14 protein-coding genes are annotated in these 12542 nt (G+C 66.7%); 5 read left to right on the top strand and 9 right to left on the bottom strand.

What is annotated here, in order from left to right; genetic code table 11:
* Window positions 1-111 precede the first annotated feature (111 nt).
* From IEW02_RS12495 to IEW02_RS12485, 3 genes are all read left to right on the top strand, one after another.
* Complete coding sequence (locus IEW02_RS12495) at window positions 112-846, top strand: TVP38/TMEM64 family protein (protein ID WP_371829936.1); 735 nt, start codon at window positions 112-114, stop codon at window positions 844-846.
* Window positions 847-925: 79 nt separating this feature from the next.
* A complete protein-coding gene (locus IEW02_RS12490; RefSeq protein ID WP_188545068.1) occupies window positions 926-1516 on the top strand; it encodes a hypothetical protein in 591 nt (196 codons plus the stop codon).
* Entirely contained in the window at window positions 1513-2013 is a 501-nt protein-coding gene (locus IEW02_RS12485) for a hypothetical protein (RefSeq protein WP_188545067.1), read from the top strand. Before IEW02_RS12490 ends, IEW02_RS12485 begins: the two co-directional genes overlap by 4 nt.
* A gap of 4 nt (window positions 2014-2017) precedes the next feature.
* On the opposite strand, the gene IEW02_RS12480 is transcribed toward IEW02_RS12485, so the two are convergent.
* Genes IEW02_RS12480 through IEW02_RS12470 form a run of 3 tightly spaced genes read right to left on the bottom strand, consistent with a single transcriptional unit; the run spans window position 2018 to window position 4496 of the window.
* A complete protein-coding gene (locus IEW02_RS12480; protein WP_188545066.1) occupies window positions 2018-3208 on the bottom strand; it encodes an SPFH domain-containing protein in 1191 nt (396 codons plus the stop codon).
* A gap of 7 nt (window positions 3209-3215) precedes the next feature.
* On the bottom strand, window positions 3216-3647 hold the full coding sequence (locus tag IEW02_RS12475; protein ID WP_188545065.1) for an NfeD family protein: 432 nt from the start codon (window positions 3645-3647) through the stop codon (window positions 3216-3218).
* 9 nt (window positions 3648-3656) lie between these two features.
* The gene (locus tag IEW02_RS12470) at window positions 3657-4496 is read right to left on the bottom strand and encodes a DUF3097 domain-containing protein (RefSeq protein WP_229745967.1); all 840 of its coding nucleotides are present in this window, start codon (window positions 4494-4496) and stop codon (window positions 3657-3659) included.
* 110 nt (window positions 4497-4606) lie between these two features.
* Here IEW02_RS12470 and IEW02_RS12465 point away from each other — a divergent pair, with 110 nt between their 5' ends.
* Entirely contained in the window at window positions 4607-5677 is a 1071-nt protein-coding gene (locus IEW02_RS12465) for a class I SAM-dependent methyltransferase (protein WP_188545063.1), read from the top strand.
* A 36-nt stretch (window positions 5678-5713) separates the two neighbouring features.
* Window positions 5714-6529: an Rv1486c family protein gene (locus IEW02_RS12460; RefSeq protein WP_188545062.1), complete on the top strand. Its 816-nt coding sequence runs from the start codon at window positions 5714-5716 to the stop codon at window positions 6527-6529.
* A 21-nt stretch (window positions 6530-6550) separates the two neighbouring features.
* On the opposite strand, the gene IEW02_RS12455 is transcribed toward IEW02_RS12460, so the two are convergent.
* From IEW02_RS12455 to IEW02_RS12430, 6 genes are all read right to left on the bottom strand, one after another.
* Entirely contained in the window at window positions 6551-7612 is a 1062-nt protein-coding gene (locus IEW02_RS12455) for a ferrochelatase (RefSeq protein ID WP_188545061.1), read from the bottom strand.
* Window positions 7613-7643: 31 nt separating this feature from the next.
* Window positions 7644-8468 (bottom strand): NADH-dependent enoyl-ACP reductase InhA, encoded by an 825-nt coding sequence (gene inhA / locus IEW02_RS12450; protein WP_188545060.1) that lies wholly within the window; start codon window positions 8466-8468, stop codon window positions 7644-7646.
* Between the two features lie 52 nt (window positions 8469-8520).
* Window positions 8521-9264 carry a 3-oxoacyl-ACP reductase FabG1 gene (gene fabG1, locus IEW02_RS12445; protein ID WP_188545059.1) on the bottom strand — a complete coding sequence of 248 codons (744 nt, stop codon included), beginning with the start codon at window positions 9262-9264 and terminating at the stop codon, window positions 8521-8523.
* 61 nt (window positions 9265-9325) lie between these two features.
* A complete protein-coding gene (locus IEW02_RS12440; RefSeq protein WP_188545058.1) occupies window positions 9326-10321 on the bottom strand; it encodes a VWA domain-containing protein in 996 nt (331 codons plus the stop codon).
* Window positions 10318-11274 (bottom strand): DUF58 domain-containing protein, encoded by a 957-nt coding sequence (locus IEW02_RS12435; protein ID WP_188545057.1) that lies wholly within the window; start codon window positions 11272-11274, stop codon window positions 10318-10320. Before IEW02_RS12435 ends, IEW02_RS12440 begins: the two co-directional genes overlap by 4 nt.
* Window positions 11271-12470 carry an AAA family ATPase gene (locus IEW02_RS12430; RefSeq protein ID WP_229745966.1) on the bottom strand — a complete coding sequence of 400 codons (1200 nt, stop codon included), beginning with the start codon at window positions 12468-12470 and terminating at the stop codon, window positions 11271-11273. Before IEW02_RS12430 ends, IEW02_RS12435 begins: the two co-directional genes overlap by 4 nt.
* Between the last annotated feature and the right edge of the window lie 72 nt (window positions 12471-12542).

Here is a 12542-nt window from a genome sequence, read left to right as displayed (position 1 = left end):
GTGGTGATGCTAACCGCACCGATTGCACGTTATCGTGAGGTACACCTCATCTTGCTGAGACGGCTGTCACATCTCACGACGCCCGGGTCCTCGGCGGTAGCGTGGAGTCCTGTGACAGGTGCACGGACACGGAAGTACGGTCGACCCCTGCTTGCGGCGCTGCTCGTGGCGGCGTTCGTGGCGGTCGCATTCCTCGTCCCGCACCCGACGGTGGAGCAGCTGCGCGCGTGGGCGGGTTCGTGGGGCCCGGGTTTCCCGGTGGCGTTCTTCGTGGCGCACGTTCTGCTGACGATCACCCCGATTCCTCGCACCTTGTTCACGATCAGTGCCGGCGTGTTGTTCGGGGCTGCGACGGGTCTGCTCATCGCGGTGGCCGCCACCACCGTCAGCGCGGTGCTGGCGTTTCTCCTGGTGCGCTGGGTCGGCCGCGACATCGTGGCCGCTCGTCTGAGGCACCCGGCGCTGGCGGCCGTCGACGCACGACTCGCGCGCCGTGGGTGGTTGGCCGTCGGCTCGTTGCGTCTGATCGCACCCGTTCCGTTCTCGGTGGTGAACTACTGCGCCGGAGTCTCCGCCGTGCGTGTCGTGCCGTTCGCGCTGGCCACGCTGGTCGGGGTCGTTCCCGGCACGGTGGGGATCGTGCTGCTGGGGAACGCACTGGGAGGGCACACGGATCCGGTTCTGCTCGCGGTATCGGGTTCGTGCATCGCCCTCGGTGTGGTGGGTTTGGTGGTCGACGCTCGGATGCCGGTCACGGTCCTTCCGCTGACGGATGTGTCGCCGACGGATGTGTCGCCGACGGACTCGACGATGTCGGTGACGTCGCCGTCAAGTTCCGATACTTGATTCGCGCGAATCCAGTTCCATCCCTTGCGTCAAGTTTCGATGCTTGATTACTGATTATCAAGTCACTAGGCTTTACATTATGTTCGTCCTCACCGTGGATCAACGACGCAGCAGACGCGATATCGATCGCGTTCCCGACCTCCTCGATCGTTACGCGGAGCGATCACTGATCCGCCCCTTCGACCGAACGGCCGGCGACGAGGTGCAGGCAGTGTCCGACGATCCGAACCTCGTTGTCGACATCGCTCTCGACCTCGTGGACGACGGCTCGTGGAGCGTCGGTATCGGAGCCGGCGCCACCGAGCAACCGTTGCCGGACATCACCCGCGCCGGTCGAGGAGAAGCATTCGAAGCTGCCCGCGACGCGGTGACCCGCGCCAAGACCGCCCCCGGAGCCATTGCGGTCTCGGGACCCTCGGACGACACCGCAGCCGACGCACAGGCCGTACTCACGCTGCTTGCGGTGTTGATCACCCGCCGTTCCGACGAGGGTCGGTCGGCCACCGCGACCATGCGCACCGCAACCTCCCAGGCCGTGGCTGCGGCGGAGCTGGGGATCACCCGACAAGCGATGTCGCAACGACTGGCCGTGGCCGGCTGGCAGGCCGAACTGTCCGGACGAAACGCCGCGGTCCGGTTGCTCGCCCGAGCCGACGGGGGCGTGTCGTGATCGCCACCGCGCTCATCGCGCTCGCCGTCGCGGCGCTCGCGCCACTGCTCCCGACCCGAAAGGTGCCCTGGTTGGGCAGCGCGGTCGCCGCCGCCGGCCTGGCGGTAGCCGGAGCCGTTGCCGCAGCACTACCCGACCCGGTGACCGGGGTGCCGCTCGTGCTCGCCTTGGTGCTGGCCGTGGCCGCGGCAGCCACGGGCGGGGTGCCGTTGGTGCCGCTGGCATTCACGATTGCCCGCAGGCAGGACTCGACCGGACCCGAACCCGCTGTGCTGCACGGCGGTCTGGTCATCGGCGTCCTCGAAAGGCTCGCCGTCGCCGTGTCCGTCGTCAGCGGGTGGCCCGAGGGCATTGCCGTCGTGCTGGCGGTGAAAGGCCTCGCCCGCTACCCCGACGTACGCGACGCACACGCATCCGAACACTTCATCATCGGAACGTTCACCAGCGTGCTGTGGGCCCTTGCCTGCAGCGGTGTCGCTGCAGGCATCGCCCACTAGGACATCAGTTCTCCGGTGCCGGCTCGGACGGGGCCGGCTCGGAGGTCGACGGCGCCGGCGCGGCCAGCTCGCTGACCGACGGCGGGCGACCCAGAGAGGTGTCGACGGGCTTGCGGGCCACCGCTTCTGCAGCGGCCACAGCCTGAGCGATCACCGGATCGGTCTTGGTGTCGAACCAGCTGGCGACCTCTTCCGAGTCGTCCTCGGGCTTGGACCTGACGTCGCCGTGGTCACTGGGCTCGAAGCGGAACACGCCGTCGTCGCCCTTGGCGCCCAGGTTCTTGGCGAACCCCTTGAGGGCGTCACCGAAATCGCTGGGCACGATCCACGTCTTGTTCGCCGTGCCTTCCGCCATCTTCGGCAGCGTCTGAAGATATTGGTACGCAAGAAGTTCCGGCGTGGGCTTGCCGGCCTTGATGGCTTCGAACACCTTCTCGATGGCCTTCGCTTCACCTTGCGCCTGCAGGTACTTCGCGGCGCGCTCGCCCTGAGCGCGCAGGATGCGTGACTGGCGCTCACCCTCGGCCGAGAGGATGGCAGCTTGCTTGGCACCTTCGGCGGACAGAATCTGACTCTGCTTCTCGCCCTCCGCGGTCTTGATGGACGATTCGCGGTGGCCTTCGGCCGTGAGGATGGTGGCGCGCTTCTCACGGTCCGCCTTCATCTGCTTCTCCATCGATTCCTGGATCGACGGGGGCGGATCGATGCTCTTGAGCTCGACACGTGCCACCCGCAGGCCCCAACGGCCCGTGGCCTCGTCCAGCACACCGCGCAACTGGCCGTTGATCGAATCACGGGACGTCAGAGTCTCTTCCAGCGTCATGCCACCGACGACGTTACGCAGTGTCGTCGTGGTGAGCTGCTCGACGCCGACGATGTAGTTGCTGATCTCGTACACCGCTGCCTGCGGTGTGGTGACCTGGAAATACACGACCGTGTCGATGGACACGGTGAGGTTGTCCTGTGTGATCACAGGCTGCGGTGGAAACGACACGACTCGTTCGCGCAGATCGACTTTCGCGCGAACACGGTCGACGAACGGAACGAGGAAGGCCAACTGGCCCGAAATGGTCTTCGAGTACCGGCCGAGGCGCTCGATCACCGCGGCCTCCGCTTGCGGGACGAGGGTGACGGACTTGGCCACCACCACGACCACGAGAAGAACGATCACTGCAAGGACGATCAATGCCACCATCAGTTGTTCACAGACCTTTCCATACGACGGCGGTAGCGCCGTCGATCTTCATCACGGTCACGGTCATTCCTACTTCGTACGTTTCGGTGGAATCCAGCGCGCGAGCGGTCCAGACGTCGCCGTCGAGCTTGACGCGGCCCGACTGACCCCCGACGTCCTCCAGGACGACGGCGGACTTTCCCGTCAGGGCCTCCATTCCCATCGGCACCGCCGGCGGAGAAGCGAACTTACGCAACAACACCGGGCGCACGGACAGGACGAGAAGGGCGGACAGCGCAGCGAACACGATGGCGTCGCCCCACACGGGAAGATCGGTCACCGCCGACACACCGGCGGTACCGAGGGCACCGCCCGCGAGCATCAAGAGAAAGAAATCACCCGACAACGCTTCCCCAGCGGCCAGCAACACCGCTCCGACAAGCCAGATGATTGCAACCACGTCTCCACCCTACGTGGACAGACCGTCCGGTTGGGTCACGAAATCGACAAGACGCTCCACCGCACCGATGAGCGGAGCCTCCAGATCACGAAAGCTGTTGACGGAGTTGTACACCCGTCTCCAGCCCTCTTGTGGTGAAGCCCACCCGAGTGTCCGGCACACGCCGGTTTTCCAGTCCTCGCCGCGCGGAATCCTCGGCCATGCGTCGATTCCGACGGCGGCCGGACGCACTGCTTCCCACACGTCGATGTACGGATGGCCGGTCACGGCGACATGGGGGCCGAGGGAACGCGTCAACGCTGATTCCTTGGACCCTTCGACGAGGTGGTCGACGAGCACACCCACTCGACGACCGGGCCCGGGCGAGAATTCCGCCAAACGGTCCCCGAGATTGTCGAGACCCTCGAGGTGCTCGACGACGACGCCCTCGACTCGAAGGTCGTGGCCCCACACACGTTCGACGATGGCCGCGTCGTGAATGCCCTCCACCCAGATTCGACTCGGCAGCGCCACCCGAGCGCGCAAACCGTCGACCTTGGTCGAACCGGACGCCGATCTGCTGGGAGCCCGCGCGGCCGACGGGGCCGGGCGGGTGAGGGTGACGGGCGCCCCGTCGAGCAGGAAGGCTGCCTCGCGCATCGCGAACAGGCGGGTCTTGCCTCGATTGTCTTCGAGCCGCACGAAGTCTCCGTCATAGGTGCGCTCGAAACCCACGACAGCACCGCAGAATCCGGTCTCCGCGTCCTCGACGACGAGGTCTCGCTCCGCGGCCACCGTCGGGTACACCTTCTTGGCCCGCCGAGGGTGCCCGGAAAGAATGTCTGCGCTGTACGGGTCGCGGAAAGTCACGAGCATCGACGCTAGGTCAGGCGCTCCCGATCGGGCGTGACGCCACGCCGAGCGAACTAGGCTCCGGGCGTCGGGCCACGTTTCCCACCGCCTCGAACAGGAGAGTCACGATGACCGCGTCGCATCCCGAGCTGACCACGGACCAGTTCGCCGCCAAGATCTTCGACGTCGTCCGCGGGGCGGCGTCGGCGCAGGCTCTGTATCTGGGTGACCGACTGGGGTGGTACCGCACTCTCGCCGACCACGGTCCGTCGACGGCCACCGAACTTGCCGAGAGGAGCGGCACCGACGCTCGATACGCCCGCGAGTGGCTGGAGCAGCAAGTGGTGTCCGGGGTGTTGACCGCCGACCTCGCGCACGACCCGGTGCGGTTCGAGTTGCCCCGCGCGCATGCCGCGGTGCTGGTCGACACCGAGAGCACCTCGTTCATGCTCCCGCTGGCACGGCTGTTCGCCGCGACCGGAGTCCGGCTACCGGACCTCGTGCAGGCCTACCGCACGGGCGGGGGCGTGTCGTGGGCGCAGCTGGGGGTCGACGCGCGCGAAGCGCAGGGAGCGATGAATCGACCGGTCTTCTCCACTCAGCTCACCATCGAATTGCTGCCGCTGGTGCCGGACCTGCACCAGTTGCTCACGGCGGGTGGGCGTGTGGCCGACATCGGCTGCGGCGAGGGGTGGGCGTCCATCGCCCTGGCGGTGGGCTACCCGTCGCTGCACGTACACGGCATCGACGTCGACGCACCCTCGATCGCTGCAGCAGCGCGCAACGCGTCCGAGCGCGGTGTTGCGGACCGAGTCACCTTCGACGTCGCCGACGCCGCCGAACTCCGCGACGCCGCCTACGACGCCGTGTTCGCCTTCGAGTGCATCCACGATCTTCCCGATCCGGTTGGCGTGCTGGCCGCCATGCGGCGCATCGCGGAGCCCGGCGCCCCGGTGATCGTGATGGACGAGCGCACCGCTGACGTCTTCACGCCGGACGCCGGACCGGTGGAAGAGCTTCTGTACGGCTACTCGATTCTGTGCTGCCTGCCGGACGGCAAGTCGCACGAGAACACCGTCGCTACCGGGACGGTGATGCGTGCGTCGACACTGGACACCTACGCCCGCTCGGCCGGATTCGACGGAGCCTCGGTGCTGCCGATCGACCACGAGTTCTTCCGCTTCTACCGTCTGCAGTAGAACTCGCTCGCAGATCACGACCTATGCTGGATTGTTGTGCCTTCATCTGCTGCCAGCCTCGCCCTCTGGACCGGTTCCTGGCTCGGGGGCGTCGCCTCACCCGACGACGTCATCGACGCCGTCTGTGCTCGCGCGCCCATGAATCTCGTGGTCGCCGGCGACGTCGCCACGGCCGAGCGGTTCTCGCTTCCGTGGCCCACGCCGCGAGATCTGGGTGTCACCGAACTGCTGCGCGTCGTCCGAGAAGTGGCGACGTCCGCCGGCCCGAACGCCGTCGTGAGACTGGTGCTGCCCGCACCCGGCGATGTGCGCGGGCTTCCCGTCCGTTCCGAATTCTCGACGGCGGCCGTGTTGTCGGGCGACGGAATGCTCGTGGGCGCCCCGGGTGACACCGGAATCGGCATCGTCCCCACTGTCGAGGGACCGGATGTGTTGCGCTGGAGCGTGTTCACCACGGCCGTACCCCACCTCGTGCCCGACGCGTCCCTTCGCGAGATCGAGTACTCGATGCGAGAGACCGTGCGCGAGGCAGCCCTCACCCTGACTCGTCAGCAGACGGTGGGTACTGCCGCGGCGTCCGTCGACGCGCGAGCCGTCATCGATGCTCATATCGAAGAAGCGAACCGGCACGCCTACCCGCCGATGGACGAACGCATCACCCGCATCCTGGACACCGCCGACCGCGTAGCGGCCATTCTTGCTGTCGCAGAGAAGAATTCACCGGCTCAGGGAACGACCGGGTCCGTCGCGCTGGCTCGCGAGGAGGTGCTGAGGCCGCTCCACGCCGCGGTGCGGTCCGCACGCCTGGTCGCCATCGGAACGGCTATCGACGAGGCGCTCGGGCGCCGCTGAATTTTGCGACCGGTCAACCGACTAGGTGCGGGCCGGCCGCTTCGCCGGTTCGCAGCACCCGACGTTGCAGAGCGACCCGTCCTGCGAGGTGCCGTACGCGGGCTCGGAGCCCAGCCGCACCGGCGTTCCGCCGGAGTACTCCTCGACGAGCGTTCGAATCAGCGTCGCGAAACGAGGATCGCTACCGGGGGTGCCGACCCGCGAGTAACTCATGCCGAGTTCGGCTGCCTTCTCGGCACCTTCGGTGTCGAGGTCCCACACCACTTCGAGATGGTCGGAGACGAAACCGACCGGACATACGATCACCGCGTCGACTCCCCCGGCGGACAGGGACTCGAGGTGATCGCAGATGTCGGGGTCGAGCCACGGGATCTGCGGCGGGCCCGACCGCGACTGCCAGACCAGGTCGAAGTCGTCGACCCCGGCCGCCGCCGCGCAGAGCTTCGACGCTTCCGCGACCTGGCGGCTGTACAGGTGACCGCCGTCGCTCGGCGGACCGGCGGTCGCATCGGCCGAGACGGGCACGGAGTGCGCGGTGAACACCAGACGTGCTGCGTCGCGGCGCTCTTCGGGTAGTCGCCTACGGGCAGCGACGATGGCATCGGCGAACGACTCCACCATCAGCGGGTGGTCGTAGTACTGCCTGATCTTGCGCAGCGCCGGTGCGCCGGGGCCGTACGCGTCGCGGGCCCGGGCGATGTCCTCGTGATACTGCCGGCACCCGGAGTAGCCGCCCCATGCAGAGGTGGGAAACACCAGGGCAGATCGCACGCCGTCGCGCGCCATCTCCGCAACGGTGTCCTCGACCATTGGGTGCCAGTTGCGATTGCCGAAGTACACCGGCAATTCGATTCCCGTGAGCGCGAATTCGGCCTCGACCGCGGCGATGATCTCGCGATTGAGCCGGTTGATGGGCGACACCCCGCCGAAGTGCATGTAGTGCTGGGCGACGTCGTCGAGGCGTTCCGGCGGTACGCCTCGACCGCGTGTCACGTTCTCGAGGAACGGACGTACGTCCTCCGGCTTCTCCGGTCCCCCGAACGAGAGCAGGAGGAGAGCGTCGAAACCGGAGGGCGTAGTCATGACTCCATTGTGCAGTGCCGCCCGGTGGGGCTCACATGTCGTCCGGGAACCACGTGTTGTGGCTCGCGCCGCCGTCGACGTACACGATCGATCCGGTGGTGCCGGGCAGCCAATCCGAGAGCAGCGCACAGATCGACTTGGCCACCACGGTCGGGTCGTCGACGTTCCACCCGATGGGCGATGCGCCGTCCCAGTATTCGTTGAGCTGGTTCATCTTGGTCGCGTCGCCGGTCGCCGTGCCCGCGATGGCCTTCGCCGCCAGGGTCTTGATCGGTCCCGCCGCAACAAGATTGGAGCGGATGCCCTTCGCGGCTCCGACCTCGCGGGCGACGTAGCGGTTCACCGACTCGAGTGCGGCCTTGGCCACGCCCATCCAGTTGTAGAACGGCATCGACGTCCGGGGGTCGAAATCCATTCCGACGATCGAACCGTTCTCGTTCATGACGGGAAGAACGGCGCGAGCGAGCGACGCGTACGTCCACGCAGAGATCTGGAACGCCGAGGCTGCGTCTGGTCCGGGACCCTCCAGGAAGGGTTTGGCGTCCGGGCCCATCAACGTTCTGGGCGCGAACGCGATCGAGTGCAGAACACCGTCGATGCCCTCGGGCGCCACCGCGGTGATCTTCTCGGCCAGCGCCGCGAGGTGCTCCTCGTTGGTGGCGTCGAGTTCGATCGCCGGCGGAACTTCCTTGGGCAGGCGCTGCGCGATGCGGTCGATCAGCCGTAGCCGGTCGAACCCGGTGATGATCACCTTGGCGCCCTGCTCCTGAGCCATGGCCGCCGCGTGGAACGCGATGGAGGCATCGGTGATGATGCCGGTCACCAGGATTGTCTTGCCTTCGAGAATTCCGGTCATGAAAAGCGTTCCTCTTTCGAATCAGTATGCGTCGGAACAATATCGGTTAGAACTAGTGACCCATGCCCATGCCGCCGTCGACGGGGATCACCGCGCCGGAGACGTAGGCGGAGTCCTCGGACGCGAGGAAGCTGACGACTGCTGCGACATCTTCCGGGGTACCGAGTCGCTTGAGCGGAATGTAGTCCCGCGCCATGGTGCGGAGCTTCTCGTCGAGATCGGCCGTCATGTCGGTCTCGATGAAGCCGGGTGCGACCACGTTGGCGGTGATGGAGCGCGAACCCAGTTCACGGGTGATCGAACGTGCCATGCCGACGACGCCGGCCTTGGACGCGGCGTAGTTGATCTGGCCCGGCCCACCAGCCATTGCCACGACGGAACCGAGGAACACCAGCCGACCCCACCGGGCGCGGAGCATCGCGCGGTTGGCGCGCTTGGCGACGCGGAAGGCGCCGGTCAGGTTGGCGTCGAGAACGCGGGTGAACTGGTCCTCGGTCATGCGCATGAGCAACGTGTCGTCGGTGATACCGGCGTTGGCCACCAGCACCTCGACCGGTCCTTGGTGCTTCTCGACTTCGGTGAAGGCGGCCTCCACGGAATCGGTGTCCGTGACGTCGCAGACCACGCCGAAGAGTCCTTCGGGCGCACCCGAACCGCGATGCGTGACCGCGACCTTGTGGCCGTCGGCGGCGAGGCGCAGCGCAACGGCGAGACCGATGCCTCGGTTTCCGCCCGTGACGAGGACCGATCGGGACACGAAGTCGGGCTTGAGTGCCGTGGGCTGCTCCGGGGGCATAGAGAAAGTCACCTTTGCTGTTGCTGGACGGAAGAATCTCGCAAGATGTTACCGACGAGTGTCACGGAAGTCGCTGACGCAGGCCCAACGCTGTGACAACTCCTGCTGCGGTCAGCAGAACTCCAGCGATCAACCAAGGTCGCGAGGCGTCGCCCTTCGTGATCTCGAATCCGATCTGTTCCTCGAGGGTGTCGTACACCGAGCGCAGCTCTTCCAGGCTCGATGCCGTGAAGAAGTTTCCGTTCGACAGGTTGGCGATCTCCTTGAGCGACGGGTCGTCGACCGGAACCGGGACGCGTTCGGTGTTGCCCTGGTCGTCGGTGATGTCGACGGTGCCGTAAGACGTTCCGAACGAGATCGTCGAGATCGGAATGTCCTTGGTCTGCGCTTCGCGGGCCGCGGTGTAGCCACCGCGAGGATCGTCCGGGCTTTCCGGCACGGTCTGCTTGCCGTCCGAGAGCAGCACGATGCGAGCCGGCGGCGCGGCATCTCCCCCGCCTAGGACGGCGCCGAGGGTGTCGATGGACTGCATCGCCGTGAAGATCGCTTCCCCCGTCGCGGTGCGTTCGGCGAGTTGTAGCTTGTCGATCGCACTCTTGACCGCATCGCGATTCGTGGTGGGCGAGACCAGCACCGACGCGGTACCCGCGAACGCAACAAGACCGAGGTTGATGCCGGGAGTCAGGCCGTCCGCGAACGACTTGCCGGCCTCCTGCGCAGCCACGAGTCGATCGGGTGCGACGTCCGTCGCCTCCATCGACAAGGACACGTCGATGACGAGCATGACCGTCGCGCGATTGCGCGGGACTCGTTGGTCGGAGGTCGGGCCCGCCAGCGCAACGGTGAGGAACATCAAGCCCGCGAGGATCAGAGCGGTCGGCGCGTACCGCGAGATGCCGAGGCGGCGCGGGGCAACCTTCTCGAGCAGGTCCATGTTGGTGAATCGCATCGTGTTGCGCTGCCGACGCCGAGCGGCGAGAACGAATCCGACAGCCATCGCAACGACGACCACGAGGAACAGCAGCCACCACGGTGACGCGAAATCTCGAAAGCTCATGCGCCGGAACCGATGCTGTGCCGACGGCGGGAAACGAATCGGACCACGTCCGCAATCCAGTCGCCGTCGGTGCGCAGGGTCATCCGTGGCGCGCTGCACTGCCGCAGTACGCGTTCCACATCGGCGCGGTGATCGGCTGCCGCTCGGGCGAAGTCCGCACGCAGTTGCGGGGTGGTGGTGAACTCCCTAGTCCGTCCGGATTCGGGGTCGTGCAGAACGATGTCACCCACGTCGGGGAGTTCGAGATCGCGAGGGTCGAGCACCTCCACGGCGAGCAGGTCGTGCCGCGCCGCAATGGCGCGCATCGGGCGCTCCCAGTCCAACGGCCCGAGGAAGTCGCTGATCACGACGGCCATTCCGCGACGACGCTGAGGGCGCCGCAGCGAGTCGATGGCGCCGGCGAGGTCACCTCGCACGCCGTCGGTGGCGTGCGGAGTCGTCGCGATGCGGCGCAACAACGATTGCGTGTGCACCCGGCCGCCTCGAGCGGGTACACGAACGATGGTCTCGCCGTTGGCAATCACGGCTCCGATGCGGTTTCCGCCGCCACTGGTCAGGTGGGTGACGGCGGCCGCGGCGGCCACCACGAGGTCACGCTTCTCGCATCCGGTGGTGCCGAAGTCGAGGCTCGCCGACAGGTCGACCACCAGCCACGTCTCGAGTTCGCGGTCTGCGACCGACTGACGTACGTGCGGGTGCGTGGTGCGGGCGGTGACCGACCAGTCCATCTGACGAACGTCGTCCCCGGGCTGGTACTCGCGAGCATCTCCCGGCTCCGAACCCGGGCCGGGAATCAGGCCGAGGTGATCTCCGTGCAGCACACCGTCGAGTCGACGCCGCACGGTCAGCTCCAGCGTGCGCAAGGCTGCAGCCAGTTGTGGGTCCTCCAGCGATCCGGACCGGAACAAAGGTGGTCCGCCGCGTCCGCGCCGGGGCTCGTCCGGTGCCGTCACCGCGTCGGATCGGTGGCCGGGGTCTGCTTCTGCATCGCCGGTTGCTGGTGGGGACCGCTCGCTGATTGCGGGGCACTCTGTGACGGCGGGGCACTCTGTGGCTGTGGGTAACCGTTCGACGGGCCCTGTTGATTCGGACCCTGTTGATTCGGGCCCTGTTGGGTCGGACCCTGCTGCATCGGGGCGGGCGGAACGGGCTGCGCGCCGACCTGGGGCAGACCCACGGTCTGCAGAATCCGCGTGATCACCTGTTCGGGTGTCACCTCGTCGGCCAGGGCGTCGTAGGACAGGACGAGACGGTGGCGCAGGACGTCCGGAATCACCTCGAGGACGTCCTGTGGAACGACGTAGTCGCGACCGCGGACGAAGGCCAGCGCCCGCGACGCCGCGATGATGCCGAGGGTCGCGCGGGGCGATGCACCGTAGGCGATCCATCCGGCCACGTCGGTCAGACCGAGTTCTTCCGGCGTCCTGGTCGCTGCGATGACCCGAACCACGTAATCGACCAGCGCATGGTGCACGAAGACCGTGGCAGCGACGTTCTGCAGGCGCACCAGCTCGACGGGATCGAGGATCTGCTTGGGCGTGGGCGGGGTGACACCCATGCGATAGACGATTTCGCGTTCCTCTTCCACCGACGGGTAATCGACGACGATCTTGAAGAGAAAGCGGTCACGCTGAGCTTCGGGGAGCGGGTAGACGCCCTCGTTCTCGATGGGGTTCTGCGTGGCCATCACCAGGAACGGGTCGGGCATCGGGAACGTCCGGCCGCCGATGGAGACGTGCCGCTCGGCCATGACTTCGAGCAGAGCCGACTGCACCTTCGCCGGGGCGCGGTTGATTTCGTCGGCGAGGACGAAGTTCGCGACCACCGGTCCGAGTTCGGTGTCGAACTCCTCGCGGCCCTGGCGGTAGATGCGCGTACCGATCAGGTCGGTGGGAACGAGGTCGGGGGTGAACTGCACGCGGGAGAACGAACCCCCGACGACTGTGGCGAACGTTTCGACAGCCAGGGTCTTCGCGACGCCGGGCACACCTTCGAGGAGAACGTGTCCGCGTGCGAGCAGCCCGACGAGGATGCGCTCGACCAGTCGGTCCTGCCCGACGATGACTCTCTTGACTTCGTAGATGGCTTTCTCGAGAGTCTTTACATCGCTCGCGAGGTCAGCCGAATCGCCGTCCCGTGAAGTCACCAAGAATCCACCGCTTTCTCACCTGGACCGAACATGGGTGCCGTATCTCGCTCCACTATTCCAGGTGTGACGCAG

Origin of the sequence: Rhodococcoides trifolii, assembly GCF_014635345.1 — a bacterium.
Lineage (GTDB): Bacteria > Actinomycetota > Actinomycetes > Mycobacteriales > Mycobacteriaceae > Rhodococcoides > Rhodococcoides trifolii.
This window is presented reverse-complemented; position numbering and strand designations above follow the sequence as displayed.